24 protein-coding genes are annotated in these 24307 nt (G+C 45.0%); 22 read left to right on the plus strand and 2 right to left on the minus strand.

Features of this window, described 5'->3' with window-relative positions; genetic code table 11:
- Positions 1-260 precede the first annotated feature (260 nt).
- The 21 genes from Xind_RS14855 to ltrA all read left to right on the plus strand — a co-directional run bounded on the left by Xind_RS14855 (position 261) and on the right by ltrA (position 21428).
- Complete coding sequence (locus Xind_RS14855) at positions 261-554, plus strand: hypothetical protein (RefSeq protein ID WP_187650360.1); 294 nt, start codon at positions 261-263, stop codon at positions 552-554.
- A gap of 412 nt (positions 555-966) precedes the next feature.
- Positions 967-1599 (plus strand): hypothetical protein, encoded by a 633-nt coding sequence (locus Xind_RS14860; protein ID WP_187650361.1) that lies wholly within the window; start codon positions 967-969, stop codon positions 1597-1599.
- A gap of 333 nt (positions 1600-1932) precedes the next feature.
- A complete protein-coding gene (locus tag Xind_RS14865; protein ID WP_187650362.1) occupies positions 1933-2304 on the plus strand; it encodes a hypothetical protein in 372 nt (123 codons plus the stop codon).
- A gap of 142 nt (positions 2305-2446) precedes the next feature.
- On the plus strand, positions 2447-3415 hold the full coding sequence (locus tag Xind_RS14870) for an ArdC family protein (RefSeq protein WP_187650363.1): 969 nt from the start codon (positions 2447-2449) through the stop codon (positions 3413-3415).
- An 8-nt stretch (positions 3416-3423) separates the two neighbouring features.
- Positions 3424-3621, plus strand: a complete 198-nt coding sequence (locus Xind_RS14875) for a TA system toxin CbtA family protein (protein WP_187650364.1) — start codon at positions 3424-3426, stop codon at positions 3619-3621.
- Positions 3622-3758: 137 nt separating this feature from the next.
- Positions 3759-5243, plus strand: a complete 1485-nt coding sequence (locus Xind_RS14880) for a UvrD-helicase domain-containing protein (RefSeq protein WP_187650365.1) — start codon at positions 3759-3761, stop codon at positions 5241-5243.
- A 4-nt stretch (positions 5244-5247) separates the two neighbouring features.
- Positions 5248-6948, plus strand: a complete 1701-nt coding sequence (locus tag Xind_RS14885; RefSeq protein WP_187650366.1) for a TraI domain-containing protein — start codon at positions 5248-5250, stop codon at positions 6946-6948.
- 45 nt (positions 6949-6993) lie between these two features.
- The gene (locus tag Xind_RS14890) at positions 6994-8052 is read left to right on the plus strand and encodes a tyrosine-type recombinase/integrase (protein WP_187650367.1); all 1059 of its coding nucleotides are present in this window, start codon (positions 6994-6996) and stop codon (positions 8050-8052) included.
- Between the two features lie 339 nt (positions 8053-8391).
- Positions 8392-9279 carry a ParA family protein gene (locus Xind_RS14895; protein WP_187650368.1) on the plus strand — a complete coding sequence of 296 codons (888 nt, stop codon included), beginning with the start codon at positions 8392-8394 and terminating at the stop codon, positions 9277-9279.
- Complete coding sequence (locus tag Xind_RS14900) at positions 9276-9671, plus strand: hypothetical protein (protein WP_047683981.1); 396 nt, start codon at positions 9276-9278, stop codon at positions 9669-9671. Before Xind_RS14895 ends, Xind_RS14900 begins: the two co-directional genes overlap by 4 nt.
- Positions 9655-11019, plus strand: coding sequence for an SPI-7-type island replicative DNA helicase (gene dnaB-PI, locus Xind_RS14905; RefSeq protein ID WP_187650369.1), 1365 nt, complete (start codon positions 9655-9657; stop codon positions 11017-11019). The genes Xind_RS14900 and dnaB-PI overlap by 17 nt, the downstream gene beginning before the upstream one ends.
- Before the next feature lie 3 nt (positions 11020-11022).
- Complete coding sequence (locus Xind_RS14910; protein ID WP_047683984.1) at positions 11023-12606, plus strand: ParB family protein; 1584 nt, start codon at positions 11023-11025, stop codon at positions 12604-12606.
- 80 nt (positions 12607-12686) lie between these two features.
- Entirely contained in the window at positions 12687-13262 is a 576-nt protein-coding gene (locus tag Xind_RS14915; RefSeq protein WP_047683987.1) for a DUF2857 domain-containing protein, read from the plus strand.
- Between the two features lie 20 nt (positions 13263-13282).
- A complete protein-coding gene (locus Xind_RS14920) occupies positions 13283-13540 on the plus strand; it encodes a ParE family toxin-like protein (protein WP_047683990.1) in 258 nt (85 codons plus the stop codon).
- A gap of 91 nt (positions 13541-13631) precedes the next feature.
- Positions 13632-14855, plus strand: coding sequence for an STY4528 family pathogenicity island replication protein (locus tag Xind_RS14925; RefSeq protein WP_187650370.1), 1224 nt, complete (start codon positions 13632-13634; stop codon positions 14853-14855).
- A 345-nt stretch (positions 14856-15200) separates the two neighbouring features.
- Positions 15201-15914, plus strand: coding sequence for a PFL_4669 family integrating conjugative element protein (locus Xind_RS14930; protein WP_187650371.1), 714 nt, complete (start codon positions 15201-15203; stop codon positions 15912-15914).
- A 13-nt stretch (positions 15915-15927) separates the two neighbouring features.
- Complete coding sequence (locus Xind_RS14935) at positions 15928-17934, plus strand: DNA topoisomerase III (RefSeq protein ID WP_187650372.1); 2007 nt, start codon at positions 15928-15930, stop codon at positions 17932-17934.
- 313 nt (positions 17935-18247) lie between these two features.
- On the plus strand, positions 18248-18712 hold the full coding sequence (locus Xind_RS14940; protein WP_187650411.1) for an STY4534 family ICE replication protein: 465 nt from the start codon (positions 18248-18250) through the stop codon (positions 18710-18712).
- 78 nt (positions 18713-18790) lie between these two features.
- Positions 18791-19000, plus strand: a complete 210-nt coding sequence (locus Xind_RS14945) for a hypothetical protein (protein ID WP_187650373.1) — start codon at positions 18791-18793, stop codon at positions 18998-19000.
- 16 nt (positions 19001-19016) lie between these two features.
- Positions 19017-19529 (plus strand): single-stranded DNA-binding protein, encoded by a 513-nt coding sequence (ssb, locus tag Xind_RS14950; RefSeq protein WP_187650374.1) that lies wholly within the window; start codon positions 19017-19019, stop codon positions 19527-19529.
- A gap of 561 nt (positions 19530-20090) precedes the next feature.
- Positions 20091-21428 (plus strand): group II intron reverse transcriptase/maturase, encoded by a 1338-nt coding sequence (gene ltrA / locus Xind_RS14955; protein ID WP_187650375.1) that lies wholly within the window; start codon positions 20091-20093, stop codon positions 21426-21428.
- A 190-nt stretch (positions 21429-21618) separates the two neighbouring features.
- On the opposite strand, the gene Xind_RS14960 is transcribed toward ltrA, so the two are convergent.
- The gene (locus tag Xind_RS14960; RefSeq protein WP_047678811.1) at positions 21619-22299 is read right to left on the minus strand and encodes a DUF4276 family protein; all 681 of its coding nucleotides are present in this window, start codon (positions 22297-22299) and stop codon (positions 21619-21621) included.
- Positions 22292-23398: an AAA family ATPase gene (locus tag Xind_RS14965; RefSeq protein WP_187650376.1), complete on the minus strand. Its 1107-nt coding sequence runs from the start codon at positions 23396-23398 to the stop codon at positions 22292-22294. The genes Xind_RS14960 and Xind_RS14965 overlap by 8 nt, the downstream gene beginning before the upstream one ends.
- Positions 23399-23863: 465 nt before the next feature.
- Between Xind_RS14965 and Xind_RS14970 the strand changes: the two genes are divergently transcribed.
- Positions 23864-24145, plus strand: coding sequence for a helix-turn-helix domain-containing protein (locus Xind_RS14970; protein WP_187650377.1), 282 nt, complete (start codon positions 23864-23866; stop codon positions 24143-24145).
- The last annotated feature ends 162 nt before the right edge of the window (positions 24146-24307 follow it).

The raw sequence follows: 24307 nt of genomic DNA on the forward strand, positions 1-24307 counted from the left end.
TTGATCAAAAAAATTAAGATCTTTTTGAATACAGCCTCAGCAAGTAGCTGGAAAGGAATAGGAAATATGGAAGTCTCATAATTATGAAAAGGTATTTAGGACATGGGGATGGAAGAGGACGATATATTAATCAAGTCTATTATCAAAGCGGGAGGGAAGAATAAGAATGATTAGAGATATTGCTAATTGAGGGCTGATATATTAGATAAAGTCCTAATAGAATAAATAAAATTTTAAGTTGATTTAAAAAGAGGTTTATTATGAAAAATAATGTTATTTTATCTCCGGAACAGGAAAAATTCCGTACTATGATAAATGATTATCCTCGTGTTTCAATGTTCTGGGATTGGCAGATACGCGAGATTGATTTCTATTTATGGGAGAGAGATAAGAATACACTTAGTCTTCAAGAGAAAATATTGGCTCAGTTTTTCATATCTATATGGACTAAAAGTAATAAATGGAATTTTGATTTCACAGATGCAGGGCTTTACTTAAACAAAAAAGAGCGGCAGCTAATTGCAAATTTGATTTTAGAACCTTTTTGGCCTTAATCGTACTTGAACTACTAATTACCTCTTTTTTAGTACATAAAAATTACTTTTCGAGGTTGACAATTAGTTAAGCTGAGCAGAAAATAAAATTGTTCTTATTGTTGCTTTATGCAACTTATCAATGCTTTGACAGTCTGAAAGAAGCGCTTTCGGGTGACTGTATTAATCAATGTTCCAATAGTCTGAGAGGAACGCCTTTGGGTGACTATATTATCTGCCAAACCTGAAAAGGTAGACAGTAAATACTCTGGGTAAACCCGTTTATTCTTTGAAAACGGGGATCGCTAAAGCGATTAAGAAACTTTTCACAACGATTGCTTAAAATAGCATCATCAATCATTCTACTCTTTTCACCCAATGGGGAAATTTTCCTCACTGGGAAGATTTCTCCTTCTTTTGTTGGAGAAATTTTATGAATAATACATTAACTAATAATAATATTATTAGTAAACCGTCTTTTTTACATACGCCTTATGAAGCTGGCGTTTCGTTGCGTTCGGATGTGTTTCAGAGTCAGTTCATTGTCTTAGTCGATGGTGATGCTGAGTATCCTGAAGATGATCCTAATTATGGTACATATTACAGCGAAAAAATATTAACTGTTTGCAAAACATCAACGCTTACTGATGCAGTTCAAAAGCTTAAAGTCCTTATTGAGGAAGATAATTGGGCCTTTAGGGATGAAGATGTAGATTATTACGATACCGATTTTGGGCGTGATATGGGACCTATAAGCTTTAATCCTCGAAAGGTAACAATCTATGACCGATATAACAGGAGAGTCTTAGGAAGATATATAACGCCTAAAATTATTTGGGCGCGATCGGTCACTCGAAAAGATGAGCTTGTTGCGTTGGAAAAAGAACGTCAGCGTTTGCGTGATGAAAGCGCCTATGAACGTGGTTGTGATAACTATAATAAGGCTCAGTATTTGTGGAAAAAGGCTGATTCGTTATTATTACATGTTACCGACTCCAAGTTTTTGGTACATGAAGAAATGGATAATATTCTTCTACAAGATGCTTCGGTTTCATGGAATGATTAGTGAGGAAAGGTATGGAAAGGGTATTCTCAAAGGTCTTCATTAATTGGCTGAATCCATGTAAAAACTGTGAGTACCAAGGTGTGTACGTAAAGAATGGTGATAGTGATTTTCTTTGTGAAAACGATGATGTGACATGTATGAAATGTGAACATCATGGCGTAATTCAGATTAAAGTAGATCGTTATCGTAATCATCATTACGTAGTTTCATGGGACGAACTATTTGTAAAAACAGATATTAATTAACAATAGTTAATTGTATAAACCAACCCGCAGGGAAATTTCCCTGTGGGAAAGTCCCTGCTTTTTATTTTTATTATATAAGGATTAAAAAATGGGACTTGATATTCACTTTTTCTCAGGTGAAAAAACAAAAAAATGTGCTGATCGTGATATAGAAATGGGATACTTTCGAAAAGTTAATCCACTTTTGTACTGGATTGATAGAAATGTTCAAAGTGTTGATAACTGTAAAGAGATATTAATACCAAAACATAAACTTGAAGAATTGTTAGCGGATTTAAATAGGTTAACAAAAGAGAATTGTATTCAGGTATATCCTACAGCAGATGGTTTTTTCTATGGCTCAATTCAATATGATCAAGATTATTGGTCGGATGTTGAAAGGGTAAAAAACTGGATTAATAGTTTATTAAAGTCTTTTGATTTTAATAAATACAATTTGTTTTTTTGGGCATGGTGGTAATTTGATCACGGATAGTTCAGAAAAAAAGAACCGAAAGGTTACATGAGTAAGAGTTGATTTAATACTCTTATCTTACTTATTTCACCAGGCGGTGTACTCTCACCGCCTGGGAGAGTACACCTTTTTATTAGGAGTATTCTCTATGAAAAAGAAAATTAACGTGGAAAAGGATATCTATCAACAGGTGACTGATAAAATTATTAGTGCCTTGGAAAAAGGCACTCTTCCGTGGAAAAGGCCCTGGCGTTCTGCGACTAAACAATTTGGGAATATGTTACCTACTAATGCAATGACTGGAAACCATTATAATGGTGTGAATATACTATTGTTGTGGATGTCTGCGGAGGAGATGGGAACTAATATCAACAGTTGGTTAACGTATCGCCAAGCTCAACAGTTAGGGGGACAGGTTCGAAAAGGAGAGCGTTCTACTCTTACTGTAATATATAAATCGTATGAAATTCAGGCTAGAGATGAAGATAACGATAACGGTTTATTGTTTGACAGTGAAGGCCAACCTCTGATGAAGCAGTGTGCCATGCTGAAGAGTAATCAGTTATTCAATGTTATTCAGTGTGACGGGCTGCCAGAACATCTATTACATGAAGGTGGACGAATACCGGAAGATAGACAGAAAATTCTTTCACCTAGAATCAGGAGCGAAGTATCCACAATGTTGAATGCTACTGGTGTAAAGATGACTTCATTACCACAAAATAGGGCTTATTACGGAATAATTGGTGATCGTATCGTAATGCCTCTTGTAGAGCAATTTAATACGGAAGCTGACTATTGGTCTACACTGCTACATGAAATGGTGCATAGTACCGGACATGCAAGCCGATTGAATAGGGAGGGAATAACAAGTATAACTCGAAAATTCGGCGATCCTATATATGCTTTTGAAGAATTAGTTGCTGAAATGGGAAGTGCTTTTCTTTGTACTCAATTGGAAGTGTTCGGTGAAGTTAACCATGAAAGTTATATTGAACATTGGTTATCTATTTTAAAAAAGGATAAAAAATCTCTTTTTAGAGCATGTAAACAAGCTAGGGAAGCAAGTGAATACTTGTTAAATTTGCGTACATCCCATAATGCGAAAGTAGCATAGGGGAATATATGCGATACAACATTATTCGCTTCAAATTGCTGGCGCACATGTTGTTAATGCAACATGTAGGTGTAACATTAAGTGATACAGTATTGTGTGATGATGAGGCAGTAAAAGATTTCATTGAGCAAGGTGTATCACCTGTAGAAGCTTTTAATAAGATAGGAATACCGATAGATATATCGAAAGTACCAGTCTCTTATTAGAAAATAAAAAAGTAAACGCGCCTCTTCGGAGGCGTTTTTTTATCAAAATGGAAAAAGAGTTTTTACTGTACTTAAGTCCCCGCGTTTTTAATTATTACCGTAAATTAAATTGGCTATTTTAAATAGAGGCGCTATTCATGTTTACACTGACGGATGAACAAAAAGCAGTGGTGGAATGGAATGGTTCAAAATTAGTAGTAAATGCGTTTGCAGGTACAGGGAAAACATCTACATTAGTAAATTATGCATTAGCTAATCCTAAAGTTTCAATGCTCTATTTGGCTTTTAATCGTGCCGTAAGAGAAGAAGCAGAACGTAAGTTTCCTTTTAATGTTGAATGTAAAACCTCACATCAATTAGCCTGGTCAAACCAAGGACGTCATTATAAACATAGATTGGTTAATCAACTGCGTATTACAGACATTGCGCGAGCTTTAAATACTCGTCATTGGTCATTAGCACATCGAGTTCAAAGTACATTAAATCGTTTTCTATCCAGTGATGATATAAAAATAAAACTAATTCATTGTCCAGATGAAGAAGTAATACAGGGCATTGACCCTATTAAAGTCATTCAAAGATCAGAACATATTTGGAATTTGATGAAAAATTTGAATGAATCCTTTCCGGTTACACATGATACTTATTTAAAACTTTATCAATTATCCCAACCTGATTTATCTGGCAACTATCAAACGATTTTGTTTGATGAAGCCCAAGATGCTAATCCTGTCACTCATGCAATTGTTTTAAGCCAAAACATAAATGTGGTTTTAGTTGGCGATAAGCATCAACAAATTTACCGTTTCCGGGGGGCAGATAATGCCTTAAATGCACCACAATTAGCTGATGCTGATCGCTTATGGCTAACAAATAGTTTTCGTTTTGGTCCACATGTTGCTGAGATTGCGAATGCGTTACTTGCCTTGGATGGTGAAACTCACCAGGTTATTGGGTTGGGGGAAGAAGATGAAGTTTTGTTACCACAATATTTTGATGTACCTCATAAAGCGGTATTGAGCCGAACGGTAGCTGGTGTAATTGATACAGCACTAGGGTCCGCAAAAGAAAAAAAATCAGTGTATTGGGTTGGAGGGATTGAAGCTTATCGAACTGAGGAACTGGAAGATCTGTATTGGTTCTCGGTAGATATGCCACAGAAAGTACAACAGCCTCGTTTAATGCGAGATTACAAAGATTATGATGAATATTGTCGAATAGCCAGAGCTACACAAGATGTTGAAATGATGCAGTCTATCAACCTGTTAGAACGGTATTTTCCGCTACCACAAAATTTAGAAATAATGCGTAAATTTACGGTAACTAACGAAAGTAAAGCAGATATAACGGTTTCAACGGCACATAGAGCTAAGGGGTTAGAATGGGAATTTGTTGAATTAAATAATGACTTTCCTGATTTATTCGATCCTAAGCAGACAGAACTCGCCAGGAGAGATGAAATAAACCTACTCTATGTCGCCGCAACTCGTGCACGTAAGAAGCTTATAATTAATGACATTATTGTCATTGTACTTGCTAATAGAGAAAAACCATCAGAAGAGAATTTAGTTAATCAGAATGTATCTGATAGCGCTTCCGATGTTTCGGGGGGAAACAAATAAAAATATGAGAATATTTAAAGAATGGCTAAATCACCGCAATAGTGCTTCCGGTGTTTCGGGGGGAAACAAATCAAAGAATGAAACTCTCACTGCACCGGATGGCTATTTTTTGCCTAAAAAGTCATGTGATTTATTAAATACTGAATTACGTCAGAACTGTTTACAGCAACTTTGGGAAAATGTTTCACTGTCAAGATCACAATATCAAGAGTTTTTTTTATCTCCTCTTCAACAGTGTGCTGAGCGAATTCAGAACTTACCAGCTTTTAAACAGGGCGCTTTTTCTCAGGAAGGAGGTCTTCTTGATCTGATATTACTTACCATGGTTTATTCGGTTAGGCTATCAAAAAAGAAGCTATTACCAACAGGAGCGTTACCGGAAGAACAAGCCAGCCAAAGTGGTGCTTGGAACGCTGTAGTACTTTATGCTTCTATGCTTCATTGGTTGCCTTTGATGAGACAATTTGACGGAGAATATATAGATCAGCGTTGTTGGATGCCTGGAATTATTACGCCGAATAAAGCTTACCGTTTTCGATTTAAATCTGATAGCTCAACTATAGAAGAACTGCGATCAATTTCAGGAGCATTAATGAGTTATACCCTATTGCCAGAAAAGGCTATTTATTGGTTGAGTGAAACACCAGAAGCATTACAAGCTCTAATGCACTGTATAGCCGGAAAATGGGGAGGGGGAAGAGATATTAGTGATTTGATTGATGAAGCTGTGAGTAAGCTACCAAATATAGCCGCATCACAAATTATTACTCTAAAATTACAAAATGAATCAAATGATGATCTGGAGAAAATTGTTGATAGTCCTGTTTTAGAAGTCAGCGAAAATTTTAATGATACATCTTCTACTCCATCTGCAACACATATACAAAGTGGAATGAATGAGAATCATGAAGAGATACAGAATGCAGACATAGCATTGTTAAAAAGTGCTTTTAACAACGTTAATTCACAGAGTGAGGAGTTATCAGGAGTAGCAGAAACTACTTTTACTGTAAATATAGAAGAATCTATTAGTGATGATTTGAAAACAGTAATGTCACTTTTAGACATAAAAGAAAATACTGTAACAGAGTGTGATTTTGTTGAAAGTTTACCATTATGTAGCACATCTGATCCCAAATGTGACGATAAAGTAACCAAAAGTGAAAGTATAGTGTGTGATAGTTCACTTATAGAAAATAAATCATTTGAAATTATTGAAAAAAATGTAATTCTTAAGGGAAATGAAAACGTAAGTACTGTAGAGGCGCATACAAGGATGGAAAGGCAGGAGCAGGGAGAAAATGAATCATTAAAGATAAAGTTTTGGCAATGGCTTAAACAAGGATTGCTGACTGAGGGCATTGAATATAATACAGCTAATGCAAAAGTACATTGTGTCGCAGGATTTTTATTCTTACAGACTCCAGCAATTTTTTTTCTTTTTTTGCGTCAACATCCAGAATTAGAAGTCGATCATAAGCAATTGTTATCTGCGTTCGAATCATTAAATGTACACCGAATAGAAAAGAAGGGTAACAAAAGGAAGCGTCATTATACTTGCAAGATCTACCCAATTCCCATTAATGAGAAAACACGTAGAAATAATAAGTTTATACGTGCCAGCGGGTATCTAGTGAAAGTAAGTTTGATTTTTGTAAAAGAAACACCTTCAGATAGCCTCTTCGTTGATTTTACCTCGGAGTAATATAAGTATGATATCGATTAAAAAAGGAGTATAGGAGTATTCTTTATGAAAAAAACAACGTCTTTAGTGCAGGAAAAGAACAATCCTATTTGGTATGCATTATTGGATGAATATTTTTATGCAAAGGTTCTACGTCCAGATACTGAAAAGACGTACAGTAAGATGGTTAGGTTATTTCTTCATTATTTAAAAGAAATAGAAAATATACAAATCCTCCCGGAGGAAGTAACTCATAAATATGTTTTACGTTGGCGTAGGCATGAATTAAATGTTAAAAAAGTTGCCAAGCGAACTTGGAATACAAAGGCTAGACACATGCAAGTGTTATATAGTTTTTGGATAAAGAAAGGTTTGTTAACTAGAATAGATAATCCATTTTTTGATAGTCAGGTTGAACCAGGAATAAAAAGGAAAAAAGTTTTTACAAAAGCACAGCTTCGTACCATGTATTGTGTTTTTGAGAGATTTACACAGCTAGAGAAGGAAATGTCAACACAGCAAGCTACTTATCGCTGTTGCGCATTATATCCGACACGATTTTGGCTTGTTGTAATGGAAACTTTTAGATTAACGGGGATGCGTTTAAATCAATTAGCTCACATTCAAATAAAAGACATTGATTTCGAAGAAAACTCCATTACCCTACGAAGTGAAAGCAGTAAAAATCATTGTGAATACCAAGTAGCTTTATTAAGCCCACTGACTTCATTATTACAGAATTTGCTGAATGAAATGGTGTTAAGGGGAGCTACGCCTGATGATATATTATTCAATGTACATCGTCTATCAGATAGGGAAGTAGATAAAGAGAAAATGATTGATAGCCAACCTGTGAAATCATTTTTCCGACGTTTCTCTAGAGAATGTGGTTTTCCAGTTAGTCCGCATCGTTTCCGTCATACATTAGCGACAACACTAATGCGCAACCCTGAACGTAACATGCAGTTAACAAAAGATGTATTAGGGCATAGAAGCTTATCTTCTACGATGGAGTATATAGGTCTGGATATTCATAATACTCGTCACATGCTGGAAAACGAATTGTCTGATTATTTGACAATGGGATTAGGTGGAGAACATCAGCGCTTAACTGTGATGCGTTAGACGAAAAAATTAAAAAAAATTTACATAGAGTTGACGAATTGTTCAACTCTATGTATAAAAAGCAATGAGAAAAAGAACGCTTGCTGTAACAGGCGCCCTTTTTTGAAACTTACATTCAACCATGCGTGTAACTGCCAACCAGACATGATTGAAACTAAGTTTCCTAAATTTTTACTGATCGTTGATTTTCTCACTTTCAACGTTCAGGCTAGGAAATTTGGTGCCCGGAGGCGGAATCGAACCACCGACACGGGGATTTTCAATCCCCTCCAAAGTTAAGAAAATGTAACCAGTTGATTTTGTACTTAGTTTGTATGCTCAAATTACTGAGTGTACAACATGATAATTCTTCCGATAATTTCCCCCAAAGGTGGCGAAGGTAAATCCACCCATGCGGCAAATATGGCCGGCTTTTTTGCCGATGCCGGTCTACAGACTCTCCTGATTGATGCCGATTATTCACAACCCACGGCCAGCAGTATTTTTAACCTGGACTATGAAGCTCCGGCGGGTTTGTATGAATTGCTGATGCAGACGGTGGATCTGAAGGAATCGAATCAGATTATTTCGCGTTCGACGATCCATAATCTCGATATTATTGTCTCCAATGATCCCGATGAGCTGCTGCCGACAGCCATGCTGCACGCCCCGGATGGTCGCTTGCGTCTGCGTAATATTCTGCAACATCCCCTGTTTCATCAGTATGACGTCATTCTCATCGACTCCAAGGGCGCGACCGGCGTGATGACGGAACTGGTAGTACTGACTGCAACTCAGTTTGTGCTGGGGATCATTAAACCTATCCTGCCGGATGTCCGTGAGTTTCTGCGCGGCACGTTGCGGATGCTGATCCGACTGCAATCCTTTGAGAATTACGGTATTCAGCTGCCGCTGATTCAGATACTGGCCAATGGCATTGAAGGCACCAATCTGGACAGAGATACGCTCAATGAACTGACCGATATTATCGACCAGCAGCGCTACGATACGTCAGCGTTGGGGGAGAGAAAGGTTTATCAGTTGCTGAACACCCGAATAGATCTGCTGGATATCTACAAACTGGGTCATGTTCGTGCCCAGCCCGTTCATCGTCTTGAGTATAAAACTCCCCGCAAAAGTCCCGCCGCTGCCCAGACCATACACAGCCTGGCCTGTGAACTGTTCCCTGAATGGCAAGCGAAATTTGATGCCGTGCTGGTCAACCAACCGACGGGGAACGCGCAATGAATGTTATCTGGCGAGCCGTCTGTTTTTGTTATGACAATGCAGAATTACCCTTTACGGATACACAGGATGAATGGTTTGTGTTTGTCGATGCGCCGGATCGTAAAGCGGCACTGGCGAAATTCCAGACATTATTACCCATTATCTGGGAAGTGTCGCCTGAGAAAGTCGAGCATTTCAGTCCCCGTCATGAAGACGAATTGCGCGAGCTGTCACTGATGCCCGGTACACCAGATGATTTGGCCCTGCTGGAGTGTGGCTGGGAAAATGGCAAGCCGCAGTATTTAACCGCAAAAGAAGTCTTGTTCTGGGTTTCTTCTCCATATCTGCAACAACGGTTAGTGAGGGCACTGAATAATGTCAGCAAGGAGGCAGGAAATGAATCTGGATCATGAGGTTTTACAGGCCATCAGTGAAGCGGAACCCAGCTACGCTTATGCCGAGATGGGGGTGATTGGCGGACTGGTACTGGAAAATGATCGCTGGGACAGCATTGTTCAGCTGCTGGTTGCCGACGATTTTTTCTTCCCGGCGCACCGAATAATCTATCAGGCTATTACTGAACTGAGCGAAAAAAACTGTCCGTTTGACCTGATAACCCTGACCGACAGGCTGACACAGCGGGGACAAATAGACAGCGCCGGCGGTTTTGCCTATGTCGCGGAAGTGTGCAAAAACACGCCCAGTGCGGCCAATATTGAAGAATATGCCCGCATTGTGGCGGAAAAAAGCCGGTTACGTCAGTTACTGGCACTGGGTAAATCCCTCAGTGCGGAAGTCTTCCAGCCTAATATCCAGTCAGAAACCCTGATTGAGCAGGCAGAAAGTCAGCTGTTTAATCTGGCGGAAAAAGGCACAACCCGGCAACATCAGGCCGTCACCCTGCTGCAAGGGGCGGATGCCCTGATTTCCCATCTGGAGCGCATACAGGGCAGCAATGGGATCACTGGCACCCCCACAGGATTTCAGGCGCTGGATGAAATGACCTGTGGCTTACAGGCGGGCGACCTTATTCTGCTGGCCGCCCGTCCTTCCATGGGGAAAACGGCACTGGGGCTGGCCTGTTGTCTCGGTGCGTTGCGACATCAAGACGATGCGGTGGTACAGATTTTCAGCCTGGAAATGCCGGCTTCACAACTGATGATGCGTCTGTCTGCCATGGAAGGTGGCGTGGTATTAACCGCGCTGCGCAGTGGCCTGCTGGACGACGAACAGTGGGGACGCATCAGCCAGAGTCTGGATCAGTTTGCTCAATGGGATCAACGATTGATTATCGATGATTGCAGTCACCAGACCCCCGCGCTGTTGCGCGCCCGGGCCCGCCGTTATACCCGCCAATACGGCAAACCGGCTTTGATTATGGTGGATTACCTCCAGTTGATGTGTGCCCCCGGGCAGGAAAATCGCACTCAGGAAATTGCCGATATCTCCCGCAGTCTGAAAGCGTTGGGCAAAGAATTGGGTTGTCCAATACTGGCGCTGTCCCAGCTGAACCGGCAGGTGGAAGGCCGCGCCGATAAACGTCCGAACAACGGCGACCTGCGGGATTCCGGTTCGCTGGAGCAGGATGCCGATCTCATTCTTCATCTTTACCGCGATGAAGTCTACCACCCGGAAACACCGGACGCTGGGATTGCAGAGATCATTATCGGTAAGCAGCGTCAGGGACCGACAGGCACGGTACGTGTGCGGTTTGACGGCCGGTATACGCGTTTTTCTGACATCGACAGCGGCGGGAGGTAAAGGATGGGACGCAATACGTTGAATTTAGGCCATGCTTTGTTACAGCAGGGACGACAGGCCGGGGCTACTCGCAATGACAGCCCGCCGATGGCGGAAATGCCAATGGTATTGACATTAGATCAGCTACGCCCCAATCCGGATAACCCCCGCACCAGTCGCAACCCGCGCTATGACGATATCAAGGCGTCAATCAAAGTTCGTGGACTGGATACAGTGCCGAAAGTCACCCGCGATCCGGACGGTGACGAGGCCTACATCTTCAGTGATGGCGGGAATACGCGTTACCAGATTCTGTCCGAGCTGTGGCAGGAGACTGGCGATGAACGTTTTTACCGCATTCACTGCCTGTTTAAACCGTGGCCGGGGCGATTACAGTGTGTGATCGGGCATCTGGCGGAAAACGAGCTGCGGGGTGAACTCAGCTTTATTGAAAAAGCGCAGGGTATCCGCAAGGCAAGGGCAATTTATGAAGCGCAGCAACAGAAAAAAATCTCCCTGCGGGAATTGTCAGCGCTGTTGCGTCAGGCGGGTTTCCCTGTCAGCGATGGTCACATCAGCCGGATGGAGCATACTGTGAAATACCTGTACCCGTGGATACCTAATCTGCTGGAATCCGGGCTGGGTTCGTCACAGGTAAGGCCTTTACTGGCCTTGCGGCTGGATGCCGAGGCGGTCTGGCAACAGCATGTGACCAGTATAAACCCGGAACCGACCGTCACCTTTGATGAAGTCTTTGGTAACTGCTGCCGCAAGTTTGATTCCCCTGAATCCTGGTCACCGGAGATGTTCCGGGATGAGCTGATTGGCGATTTATTGCAGGCACTGCCACACCCGCTGCTCAATTATGACCGCTGGGTACTGGAATTAGATCCGAAGGAAAGTAACCGCCGGCAGCTCTTTGGCAAGCAGGCTACGGCGTTTGAGAGTATGTCGGTGCCGGAAAAATCTGAGACGGATAACACGGCGCAGGTTCGAGTGCAAAACAGGGAATCGAATCAACGAATAATTTCTCAACCTGCCACTGATGAGGTGCAGGCACCTGAACCAGAACACGCTCCGGTCGATAAAGCACAAACGCCTGCCACGTCTCCCCGAAAAAATCCGGTTATTCCGCCTTATCAGCCCGATAACCAGCCTGAATCTGTTCTGCCTATCCCTGAGATGGAATGTCTGCATTTTTCTCAAACTGGGCTGGAGCCGGTCAGTTCGGTCTGGGAAATTTCCCCGATGCAGGATGATATTGAACACCTGCAAAACATGGCATTCCGGCTGGCGTTTGAACTGGCGGAAGTAATGGGCTGTGACAGCGATTTGTTGTCGGAATCGGAGGCGAGTTCGGCGGGGTTTAGTCTGGTGAATCCGCAAAATGCCCATCCTTTTTCGCGTTTATTGCACGCCCTGACCGGAGAAACCACGGCTGACAGCAGTGAACTGACACTGACGGCTGTTCTGCTTGGCACCGCCAGGCGGGAAGAATCGCCTCTGCTGGATGATACCCAGTCCGTGAAGTTTCTGCGGCTTATCCGGGTTATCCGTCGTTTGCGTGAGCTTCAGCGTGAAATTGTACCGGGGACGTTGACGATATAGCGATGTCGGTGCGGGGTGCCTGCTTTTCAGTGTGTTGTTCATTCATTGCGTTTTGACTGGCCTGATAGTGGAGGAAGTGTATGAATCATTTATCGCAAGCCACCAACAGCCTGCTGATGCAGCTGGTGATGGATTTGAAGAACGGCTATATCCGCCGTTGTGAGGCATTGGGTCTGGCACCCTCAGAGATGCTGATGTTGCAGCGCCTGACGATTGAAGATTTGCATTACTTAGGCAACAGCCCGGTGTCGGTGCTGAGCGTTCATATTCATCACGCCAATCTGGTGCGCATCTTACATCAGGCGCGTATCGAGCAGCAGCGGATGAAACGGATTGACCGGGCACTGGAATTAGGCGGCTCTATTGAACTGATGCACTATTTTTTTGGCCTGTCCAGTCTGGAAATCGCCGCCCGGCGACGCATTGCTGGCATGGCAGTCCGGCCGGGGCGTGGCTCGCCACTGACGGAAGATGAAAATCGTGACCTGTGGCAGCGCTGGCAGGCGGCAACGATTGCCGATGCGGACAGTGCCGAAGGGCTGGATCTCATGATGGAGATGGCTGAACACCATGCGGTCTCGCTGACGTCCGTCTGGCGTGCGGTGAAGGACTGGCAGCAGAGTGGTAAAGCGATGCCGGTAAAAAAACAGGCATAAAACAGGGAATGAAGGAAACGATGTCAGGAAAATTAACGGAAATGATGCCCGGCCTGCATGTCCCCTTGACGGCACCGCTGTCATTTCGCCGCAAGGCACAACATCAGGTGAGGTGCTACCAGCGGGGCGAACGCAATTACAGCCGGCTGAAAGAAAAAGGCACCGGGTATCTGAAAATCAATGTGGGGCTGTTCTGGCGGCTGTTAAGCCGCGATAACGGGCAGTCGTGGGAACTGATGCACCATGAACGCTACAACAATGAAATTCGTAAATCGTAAATATTGAAGTCGTGTCATTCTGCACCTTGTCTTTGCTACAGGGTGCAGCCCTGACATTATTTTTACAGGTTAACGCCGGAGAAGAGGGATCATGATAAACCTGTCCGCAGACAGCATAATTGCACACACTGTTGCCAAAATGAAAGTGCGTCTGGCACAACGCGCAGACGATGACGTTTCACAACTGCGCAGTGGTCTGCTGTTTATGGGCAACATTCATGATGCCTATCCCCGCCGTCTGTTGCTGGATGATCGTTTGTCGCCGCTGGATAAAACGGGCTGGATGATGATCCGCCTGTACGCGCAGCAAAATGAAGGGGCGGTTTTCCCCAGTTATGACGAATTGCAGGTACTGCTGGCCTCGCCTTATAAAGGTAAAGCCTCCCGTGAAACGGTCAGCCGGGTATTACTGATGCTGCGAATCACCGGCTGGCTGAGTTTGTGCAAGCGTATCCGGGATGAACACGGACGGGTGCGGGGCAATATCTATGCGCAGCACGATGAGCCGCTGACCTGCCGTGATGCCGAAATTCTCGATCCCCACTGGCTGGATACGGTGGCGGAAGCCTGTCGCAGTAAAAACCGCACCATCAGTCAGACTGCCTGGGATGTCCTGACCGATATCAAAGACGATCCGCTGATGCGCCATCGTCACAGCCATATCCGTTTGCTGGAAGAACGGCTGAATGCCGTGCAGACCCCGCAGCAAAGGGTGATGCGCCAGAACTTTCAACAAGGAAAACAGCTAACCGAACTCAGTCATATAAAGCCGGGTTCGGAAACCGAACTGAGTCAGCAAAAGGAACACACTGTGCTGAATTCGGTATCCGAACTCAGTCTTAAATCAACGTGTTATAGTGATCCCGTTAAACCGAACCGTTATGTACGTTCTTTCACACAGGGTGTGAATAAAAAAACATACGTAGACCCGCAGTCCGCTCTTTTTCTGCCAGAGGGACTTTGCCGACAACTGGAGCCGGAAGCGGTGACGATGCTGAACTACCAGCTGCAGGCGTTGCCTGATGAACAGGCGCAGACCGTGCTGAATTGTCTGGATAAGGCGTTACAGGCCGGAAAAATCGGCAATCCGGTCGGCTGGCTGCTGGCGATGATGAAACGGGCACGGGAGGGAAAATTATATGGACAACCTGAAACCGTTGTTACCGCGCCTGCCGCTGCGAAGAAGCCAGTTGAATTCACCCAACATGTTGAGCGTCCTGCTTCACCTTCCTCACAAGCCCATGTCCGCAACATAGTGAAAGACATCCGTCAAAAGCTGACGCTGGCAAAATATCACCGCGATGTTATTGATTAAAAAACGCCCGCTGCTGGCACTGCCAGCACTGACTAAAAAATCGTCTTTTTACCATGAGCAGACTTCCTGTGGAACGACAGCCTGGCCAGGATGGCACTTTGCTTTTTCTTCATTCCCGATGATGTTTCGATCAAATCAGGTCGTATGACGCTTCTGTTTTTATTGTTGCATGAATATCATACAATGCTGGCAGTGCCAGCATTGCCTGAAAAATAATCTATTTTAACCTCAAGTCAATCCCGTCGATTTTTCCTCTTGTTCCATAACTGGTTATCCATTGAGTCACCGCCTCCTTTGCCTTAATAGTTTGACTGACTTATCAAGGCCAAACAGGAGTTTTTGTGCATGTCTGATGCAGAAGAAAAAACCGCATCTCAGCCGCGTTTACGCGCCGGTGTCTTAACATCCTCGTTATCGATTGAATTACATACCCACTATGCGATCCGGCTCTGGGCGGGACGCCGACGGGAAGACATCAGCAAGACACATCAGGTTACGGAGATCCTCGGAATGCCGCAGGTGATTAAACGTGCAGCCAACATCAGTGTGGATTCCGCAGCGGATAATCCGTATGCCGATGTCTGGCTGGTGAAGCTGGAACAGGCGTTGGAAGGCGCATCGGCCAGTCTCAGGCAGAATCTGGCTATTTTGCAGGATACCCTGAATGCCGTCCCACCACAGATCACCTTATCCGCCGTTTCCTCTGTCGAACCGCTGAATATCGGGGTTTACAGTCATTCTCCGTTAGGCTATCGCTGTGTCTGGCTGCTGGTTGGCTATGACCAGCTCGCCATGAAAACGTTTCAGGTTTTCCATTATGGGCTGATTTCACGGGCAGAGCGTGATGCCTTTCTGCACAATGGCAGCCGTGCCATTCGTCAGATTTACGGCATGGTACGTTCCTACCGTTCACTGGCGGTCACCCGGCATGATATTGCGGAAAAAACGCCGGCCGGGCTTGAGGCGATTAAACTGCTGGGTGAACCCCATCCCGATATTTTGTCAGGCAAGTTGCGTTCGGTTTTCTCTTCACCTTTACGTTCGGTTGAACCAAATTAATGGAGGGGATGCGATGCAGCTTTATCTGTGTGAAAAGCCCTCTCAGGCCAAAGACATTGCCAAAGTCCTGGGGGTAAGACAGCGCGGGCAGGGATTTCTCTTCAGTGCCCGTATCATTGTCACCTGGGCCATCGGGCATTTACTGGAGATAGCCGCGCCCGAACAGTATGGCGAGCAGTTTGCTCCGCCGTGGCGCATGGAGGTATTGCCGGTGCTGCCCGCTCAATGGCAATGGTCGGTAAAAAAAGAGACCGCTGACCAATTTGCCGTTATCCGGCAGTTATTGAAACAGGTGGATGAGGTGATTATTGCCACCGATGCCGACCGTGAAGGCGAAGTGATTGCCCGTGAGTTGCTGGAATATTGCCGTTTCACCGGCACGGTCAGGCGGCTGTGGCTGTCGGCCCTGGATGAAACCAGCATCCGGCAGGCGCTGGCTGCGATATTGCCGGGTGAGCAAACGGCAGCACTCTATCAGGCCGGACTGGGGCGGGCACGGGCCGACTGGCTGACGGGCATCAACCTGACCCGACTGTATACCCTGAAAGCACAGGCACTGGGCTTTGGTGAGGTGTTGTCCATCGGGCGGGTGCAGACTCCGACACTGGCACTGGTGGTGAACCGGGATAAGGCCATCAATCAGTTTGTGCCAAAACCGTACTGGCAGGTTCTGGCGAAGCTGGAAAAAGACACTGTCCGCTTTCAGGCTAAATGGTTGCCTTCAGAAAATGATTGTGATGATGAGAACCGCTGTATCCGGGAGGCCGTGGCGCAGGGCGTGCAGCAACGTTGTCAGCAGGCAACACACGCCACCGTGATGGAAACCAGCAAAAAACGGGAGAAAACCCCGCCCCCGCTGTGTTTTGATTTAGGTACGTTGCAGCAGACCGCCTCCCGTCACTGGGGCATGGGGGCGAGCCAGGTGCTGGCGATTGCCCAGTCTCTGTATGAAACCCATAAAGCCACGACTTACCCGCGCACGGATTGCGGCTATCTGCCTGTGTCCATGCAGGCAGATATTCCTGCCGTGCTGACAGCACTGGCGCGAACCGACCCGGCTATGGATACCATTATTGGCCAGTTGGATAAACAACGTGTTTCCCGCATCTGGAATGACAAAAAAATTACGGCACACCATGCCATTATTCCCACGCGTCACATCTTTGATATCACCCGGTTAACGACCGATGAGCTAAAGGTTTATCAGCTTATCCGTCAGTACTATCTGGCGCAGTTTCTTCCTGCTCAGGAAACCGATGTGACTGAGGTAACACTGGAGATCGGCGGGCAATTATTCCGGGTAAAAGGTCGGGTTAATGTGGTTACGGGCTGGAAAGCGCTGTTTGCAGATGGAACGGGAGAGCATGAGAAGGAAGAAGAGCAGGAAGCTGATTTATCGTTACCGCCCCTTAATCAGGGTGATCGCTGTCAGATTATTGAGGTAAAAATTCAGCCACTCCACACCAAACCGCCGACACCGTTTACTGAAGGTACGCTGATTGCCGCGATGAAAAACGCCGCCAGTCTGGTCAGTGATCTGCAATTAAAGCAGGTCTTGCGTGAGAGTGCCGGGTTAGGCACGGAAGCGACCCGTGCCGGCATTCTGGACACCTTGTTTAAACGCCAGCTGATTGAACGGAAAAAGAAAGCGATTCAGTCAACGCCACTGGCACAGGAACTGATTGCCGGGTTGCCGGAGGTACTGACCAGTCCGGGCATGACGGCGTTATGGGAGCAGTCGCTGGAGGATATTGCGCAGGGCAAAGCATCGCTGGCGGTTTTTATGCAAAAACAGGCGCAGTGGATTTTGCATTTAGTCGAGCGCGGCAAGGCACAACCCCTTCATCTGACGTTGCCGAAAACCCCGGCCTGCCCGAACTGTGGCAGCCGGATGCGGCAGCGGCAGGGAAAAACTTCGCTATTCTGGGGCTGTGTGAACTACCCGGCCTGTAAAGGGATGCTGAATGACAAAGCGGTCACACAATCGCGCAAGGTCAGGCGGGCAAATCAGAAAGTTTGAAGATCTGATTGTTGATTGACGTTCAGACCGGATGCTTTAAGAATCAACCTGTTTCTTAAATGATCGGTGAGCCTGCAACGATCGCCTTTGGGTGGCTGTAAAACTCCCGTAGCCTGAAAGGGAGCGCGTGACTGCGGTACATCTGCTCACCTTTGAAAGCAGATATTGCCGATCCAACGGCAATGAAGGTTCATTATTCTTTATCAGAACGTCAGCAACGTATATGTCTGACGCCCGGCGGGAAAAACCATTCCCGTTAGGGAGTAGGGTTTTCTCCGTCATTCCTTATTGTTACCTCCATGGAGAACATCGTATGTCTGAGAACACAACTTCGTTAACCAAAAATGACTATTTCAATCTGAATATTAAGGGACTCGGCTATTTGAATAATATCCGCCATGTCAGCACTGCCAATGGTACGTTCCTGAGCTGCGTGATCAATGCGTTAAATGGCCCGAGTGATAATCCGGTCTATGTGCGTTTTGATATTACTGTGGTCGGCAAGGAGGCGACCAGTCTGATTGCCCGTTGCCAGAAATCGGTGGATGAGGACAAAAAAGTGTTGCTGGGCTTCACCTTAAGCAACCCGTCCACCGATATTTTTACCCTGAAACGCGGGGATCATGCCGGTGAACAGCGCGTCAGCCTGAAAGCCCGCCTGATTAAAGTTGACTGGATTAAAATCGGTCAGGACAAGGTCTATCAGGCCGAACAATCCGATTCGACGCCGCCACAAAACGGTGTTGCGCAAACTGAATATGCAGAAAATTCATTCTGATATTCATTTTACTCCACTGACTTGCCCTGAATGTTTTCAGGGCAGTCTCTTTTCTAACAAATACAATAGGGTACAGGCATGAGTATCACACCCATTGGAATTCTGGCACTGCAATATTGTCATAAGCAATTACCGTTAACGGTGTTGCAAACCCGTGCAGGATTTTATATTGGCACGATGGATGAGGGTGAACCCTGCTCCCGTGAATCCGTAGAATATTTTGCTTACCGTGAACAGGCGGAGTTTGCCCTGAAGCAGGGGCAATGGACACAACGTCAGTCATCGTAACAGAAAGGAAATGGGTATGTCTTCACGTGGAGTAAACAAGGTCATTTTACTGGGGCATCTGGGGCAAGATCCGGAAATCCGTTACCTGCCAACGGGCGGCACGGTGACAACATTGTCTCTGGCGACGTCAGACAGTTGGCGGGATAAACAAACCGGCGAAACTCGGGAAAAAACCGAATGGCACCGGGTGGTGATCTTCGGCAAATTAGCGGAAATCGCGGCGGAGTACCTGCAAAAAGGGACTCAGGTTTACATTGAAGGCCAGTTACAAACCCGCAAGTGGCAGGACCAACAAGGACAGGATCGCTATTCAACCGAAGTGGTGGTCAATGTGAATGGCACGATGCAGATGCTGGGAAGTCGTGGCGATGCAAAACAGGTTTCTGTTCAACAGGCTAAGTCAGCACAAAAAACACAACTTTCTCAACCGATTAAAAAGGAGAGGAAACCAACACAAATGGCACAACTTTCGCCTTTACCGGAAGAGGAGAAAGAAGAACCAGATTGGTCTGATGAGATCCCATTTTGAGCGGTTCGCTAAGCTGCTCAGTGTCTTGCAGGTGAAAGTCCTGCCGCAGTAGTTGGTTGATTTGACTGCGTAGCTATGGCGTACGTGTGGATGGTGACTGAAACACGGGAGCAACGCCGGATAAACGTGATCCCTGACCCAGACTGTGGGTGCGCGCAAGTATGCAGCCCGTAACGCAAGTGAACCTGAACAAGCCTCGTAAATTTCAGCCATACAGTTATGCTGGGAGAGTGTGGTGTAGGGTGATCCTGCCGAGCCTTTAGAATGGGGGCGAAGGCCAGTGAATCATGATGGATTAACAACCATATGAAGTCATGACAGGGATCCGGGGTATTGAGGATGGGATGCATGTATAGCACTGAGTGGAACGAACGAGACCTCTACCTGTCGTAGTCTAACCCACTGCGTAATCAAAGATATAAGGTAACCGCTGAAATTCTGAGAGATGCAGGATAGAGGAGTCGGAGGAGGTCATAGTACTGTTGATGGTAGGGACAACATAACCTTACCGTAGGGAAGGACCTCTACTTCTGTCATGCCTGTTGTTACAGGAGGTACTACGTGATTGCGAAAGCTCTAAACACGGCATTTGAAAAGGTACGAGTACTGCAACGCAAGCTATACCTGGCAGCCAAGGCGGATCCAAAACGTAAATTTGGTGTTCTGTATGACAAGGTATGTAGTGGTCGTGTGCTTGTTATGGCATGGACGCAGGTTAAAGCCAATAAAGGTTCTTCAGGAATTGACAGGTTAACAATCGATAAGATTGAAACTGAAATTGGTGTAGGTAACTTTCTGCAAGACATCCAGAAGAAGCTAGTTCAAAAGAAGTACTCTCCTCAACCGGTGCGTAGGGTTTACATTCCTAAACCGGATGGAAAGGAAAGACCACTGGGCATACCTGTTATTGAAGATCGTGTAGTTCAGGCAGCAGTAAAGATAGTCATAGAACCGCTTTTCGAAGCGAGTTTTAAAGATTTTTCATATGGCTTTCGGCCTCGCAGAAATGCGCAGCAGGCGCTGAGAGAAATCTATAAGTGGCTAAATTTTAAATGTTACTGGGTGGTAGATGCTGATTTGAAGTCTTATTTTGACACTATCCCCCATGATAAATTATTGTTATCGGTGAGAACCAGAGTCATAGATCGCTCAGTTGTGAAACTGATTGAAATGTGGCTGAAAGCTGGAGTAATGGAAGAGGGAAACCTGAAAGCGGGGATAGCAGGAACTCCACAAGGAGGCGTGATATCTCCACTACTGGCTAATCTTTACCTGCACTGGCTGGATCATATCTGGGAAAAAGAGGGATTCAATCAGCGTGAGCATGGCGCTCATCTTGTTCGTTATGCCGATGACTTTGTCATTTTGTGTAAGAAAGCACCGAGGTTTTATCTGGCTCAAGCCTGTAAGGTACTTGATCGGCTTGGATTGACGCTAAATACCGAAAAGACGAAAGTCGTTCATGCAATAAAGTCACCGTTTGACTTTCTGGGGCACAGGTTTGCAGTGCAGCCGTCCAAAAGGGATGGAAAATTGAGAACCTATTACTACCCCTCACCAGAAGCGATGAAAAGAGTAAAGCGAAAGATTCGTGAAGTGACACGAAAAGGTCAGCATCGGGATCTTCCGGAGCTAATCAGAACAGAAATAAACCCAATCCTTAGAGGGTGGGGTAATTATTTCAAGACGTGCAACTCCCGGATGCATTTCAAAAGCATCGCAAATTACACGATATGGACACTCTGTATTATGTTGAGGAAGAAGCACAAGAAGCGAACTAAAGGATGGAGGGACCATCCGCCGAGCTGGTTCTACAAGTATCACGGGTTATTTAAGTTGTATAGTCTGTCGATAAACGGAAACGAAGTCAGTCGGTATGCTCGCCTTGTAACGTCGTAATGCAGCAGGAAGAAGACAGTCGGAAAGCCGTGTGCGGGAAAACCGCACGCACGGTTTGACGAGGGGCCGCTGGGGAGATGACATCAAACTTGAGGCCTACTCTACGATGTGGTTTAACCTATTGCCCTGTGACACAGGGCTTATTGCTAATATTGGGTAAGTCAATCGATGCTAAATTCTACGCACACATTTAAACGGTCATTAATATTTCAAGCCTACATAGCCACTCATTGAATAACGGGCATTTTTCTCTCATCTTAGGAATGCCTGTTTTCTCGGCAATCGCTATCCCTGTTGTCGTTTTGCCAAATGTTCCATTTGCCGACCATTTTTCCAATCGCTTTGAAGGTGCCGTTTGTGGGCTATTATTAATCGATTCCGGTTCTCCGCATTCTCGAAGTACCTGCTCTACCTCTTGTACATGGATATTTAACTCATTGGCGAGTATCTCTTTGTCACTAAAGAGTAAAGCTTCAAATTCATGCATCACGATGTAGGGAATAAAACGTTCATCGGCTCTCTGTGCGGATAGTAACTGGTGAATTTCATTCTGTGTTGACCGATGCAGATGTTCAGCGATTTTCTTTGGTTCCCACTGTCTATTTAACGTTTCTAATCCCGGCCATTCATGGGTGCCATAATAATCAATAAAGGTGGTGACATAGGTATCTGGACGTTGTTTCAGATGCATCTCAATGTCTTTCTTGACTCTTGAAAAACGCACATCCCCGCCTTTTTGTCCGGGTTTAGAAACTTGTGTCGCAGAGATGAAAATCATTTTCTCAGCCAGATAAGGTTGAAGTATCTTTTCAACAAATATCTGTTCTGTCTTACCTTCCACGATGGCCATGACTTCGATGTAATTACTCATAAGTCGGCCCTCCGGCAATGACGTTTTTAGCCCATAATTCACCCAGAGAATAGTTGTCGAGCCATTGAGAAAAATCGTCTTCATTTAAACGCTCAAAACGTGAAGCGCCCTTTTTACGATTCACGATGACAATATCTTCAGCAGAGAATTGATCGATTAAAATAGGGGATTGAGTGGCGATAATGACCTGAGTACGCTGAGCCGCCAGTTGAATCAACTCGGCAAGGATAACAATGGCCGCAGGATGTAAGCCCAGCTCAGGTTCATCAATAATAATCGTCGATGGCGGATTGGGTTGTAATAATGCCGTTGCCAGACAAATAAAGCGTATTGAACCATCGGATAAATGATAAGGCTGCATCGGATAATCTGAGCCTTTTTGCGTCCAGCTGATGTTCACTTCTTCCTTTAAACCACTTTGACGCGGTTCCAGAATGAAGTTATCAAAGAACGGGGTGACTAACCTGATGGCATTTACAATCGATTTGTACTCATTTGGCGCCTCATTTTTGAGTTTTAATAAGAATGCGCCAATGTTAGAAGCATCTGTACGTAACGTTTTGTTATCCTGAATAATTTCATATTTTCGCATTCCCGCTGTCGCACTGGTATCGTGAAAATGGTAAATCTGCCAGGAAGCGATGGCATCATAGACCGGTTTTGAATACGGTGCATCAGAGGAATTATTCTCGATTTCAGCGACCATTCTGGATCTGCCATCATCGCTATCTCCCAATGACCACCATCCGGCAATACCTTTTGCGTAATAACGGGCTTCATCTTCAATTGCACAGCTATCTGCTGGCGTGGGGACTAATTTAAAGCGAAATCCTCTTTCCCCGAAGCGTGTTTCAAACTCCATTTTCTGCGTGACCTTATTGCCATTAAAGAGTAAATCACCAGCGCCACCATTATCGCGGACATAGCGATTTAATGTACCGTCTATTAATGCCCGCAGCATTTTAAAAAAGGAGATCAAATTACTTTTACCGGCGCCGTTAGCACCAACAATCACGTTTAAGTTTTTAAGTTCAAATTCACTCAGCTCATGGATTGATTTAAACCCTTTAATCGTGAGCTTGTCTAAAGATGTTGTCATATCGCCTCCTTTGAAATGCTTTAATTCAGTATCAGACAAGGGGGTAACGCTTGATTCAATCATGCATCAACACAGTTGTCTTCAATGTTAACATAACCCGCTGATAGCTGACGCACTATTCTCTGAAGCGTACCTTTTGGTGGTTAGACTTATTGTGGGAGATGATGATGAACTAACGGGTAACTAATCACTTAATTTTACTGATTATACTTACACATTCGATTATTGAATTAGATAACTCAATCAGTTAAAGTAAAAATGCTATCGGCAAAATCCGGTAGTGAGGAATCTCAGGCCTCATAAGTTCTCCACTGGTAGGATGTTTCTACCAGTGTGTCTGCTATCGCCCCTTCAATGGCGGTTCAGGCGGGGGAGACTAACGTCTCGCCGGTTGAGAACTTCCGGTACCTGAGAATCCCTGTTTTGAATCGCCACCATCAATAATTAACAGAAGGGGAAGCAGGTATGACTCACACTCACCAAGACTGGCACCCAGCCGAAATTATTTGTGCATTACGCAAACGTGGTACGACACTCGCAGCTTTATCCCGCGAATCGGGACTCAGTTCTTCCACTCTGGCAAATACTCTATCCCGCTCATGGCCCAAAGGAGAACTTATCATCGCCACCCGTCTGGGAATGGAACCCGCTGAAATCTGGCCCAGCCGTTATTTCGATGATTACGGCAATTTTATTGAACGAAAAATACGTCAGCCGGTTGATGAAAGCCAGCCAGAGGCTGAATAACGCGCTGATATAATCATGTAAAATGTGATAATACCTATTCAGAGGCTATCCATTCTTTTTTGTTTCAGCATTTTTATTTTCAGCAAACACAGTTGAGTTGTTCATTGAATACATCACAGGGTTCCTTGCATAGTCAGGATTATTTTACGACTGAGCAGGAAC

Source organism: Xenorhabdus indica (genome assembly GCF_014467235.1).
Taxonomy (GTDB): domain Bacteria; phylum Pseudomonadota; class Gammaproteobacteria; order Enterobacterales; family Enterobacteriaceae; genus Xenorhabdus; species Xenorhabdus indica.

Coding starts and splice junctions, on each gene's coding strand:
- Xind_RS14855 (WP_187650360.1), top strand. CDS start 261: ATGAAAAATAATGTTATTTTATCTCCGGAACAGGAAAAATTCCGTACT.
- Xind_RS14860 (WP_187650361.1), top strand. CDS start 967: ATGAATAATACATTAACTAATAATAATATTATTAGTAAACCGTCTTTT.
- Xind_RS14865 (WP_187650362.1), top strand. CDS start 1,933: ATGGGACTTGATATTCACTTTTTCTCAGGTGAAAAAACAAAAAAATGT.
- Xind_RS14870 (WP_187650363.1), top strand. CDS start 2,447: ATGAAAAAGAAAATTAACGTGGAAAAGGATATCTATCAACAGGTGACT.
- Xind_RS14875 (WP_187650364.1), top strand. CDS start 3,424: ATGCGATACAACATTATTCGCTTCAAATTGCTGGCGCACATGTTGTTA.
- Xind_RS14880 (WP_187650365.1), top strand. CDS start 3,759: ATGTTTACACTGACGGATGAACAAAAAGCAGTGGTGGAATGGAATGGT.
- Xind_RS14885 (WP_187650366.1), top strand. CDS start 5,248: ATGAGAATATTTAAAGAATGGCTAAATCACCGCAATAGTGCTTCCGGT.
- Xind_RS14890 (WP_187650367.1), top strand. CDS start 6,994: ATGAAAAAAACAACGTCTTTAGTGCAGGAAAAGAACAATCCTATTTGG.
- Xind_RS14895 (WP_187650368.1), top strand. CDS start 8,392: ATGATAATTCTTCCGATAATTTCCCCCAAAGGTGGCGAAGGTAAATCC.
- Xind_RS14900 (WP_047683981.1), top strand. CDS start 9,276: ATGAATGTTATCTGGCGAGCCGTCTGTTTTTGTTATGACAATGCAGAA.
- dnaB-PI (WP_187650369.1), top strand. CDS start 9,655: ATGAATCTGGATCATGAGGTTTTACAGGCCATCAGTGAAGCGGAACCC.
- Xind_RS14910 (WP_047683984.1), top strand. CDS start 11,023: ATGGGACGCAATACGTTGAATTTAGGCCATGCTTTGTTACAGCAGGGA.
- Xind_RS14915 (WP_047683987.1), top strand. CDS start 12,687: ATGAATCATTTATCGCAAGCCACCAACAGCCTGCTGATGCAGCTGGTG.
- Xind_RS14920 (WP_047683990.1), top strand. CDS start 13,283: ATGTCAGGAAAATTAACGGAAATGATGCCCGGCCTGCATGTCCCCTTG.
- Xind_RS14925 (WP_187650370.1), top strand. CDS start 13,632: ATGATAAACCTGTCCGCAGACAGCATAATTGCACACACTGTTGCCAAA.
- Xind_RS14930 (WP_187650371.1), top strand. CDS start 15,201: ATGTCTGATGCAGAAGAAAAAACCGCATCTCAGCCGCGTTTACGCGCC.
- Xind_RS14935 (WP_187650372.1), top strand. CDS start 15,928: ATGCAGCTTTATCTGTGTGAAAAGCCCTCTCAGGCCAAAGACATTGCC.
- Xind_RS14940 (WP_187650411.1), top strand. CDS start 18,248: ATGTCTGAGAACACAACTTCGTTAACCAAAAATGACTATTTCAATCTG.
- Xind_RS14945 (WP_187650373.1), top strand. CDS start 18,791: ATGAGTATCACACCCATTGGAATTCTGGCACTGCAATATTGTCATAAG.
- ssb (WP_187650374.1), top strand. CDS start 19,017: ATGTCTTCACGTGGAGTAAACAAGGTCATTTTACTGGGGCATCTGGGG.
- Xind_RS14960 (WP_047678811.1), bottom strand. CDS start 22,299: ATGAGTAATTACATCGAAGTCATGGCCATCGTGGAAGGTAAGACAGAA.
- Xind_RS14965 (WP_187650376.1), bottom strand. CDS start 23,398: ATGACAACATCTTTAGACAAGCTCACGATTAAAGGGTTTAAATCAATC.
- Xind_RS14970 (WP_187650377.1), top strand. CDS start 23,864: ATGACTCACACTCACCAAGACTGGCACCCAGCCGAAATTATTTGTGCA.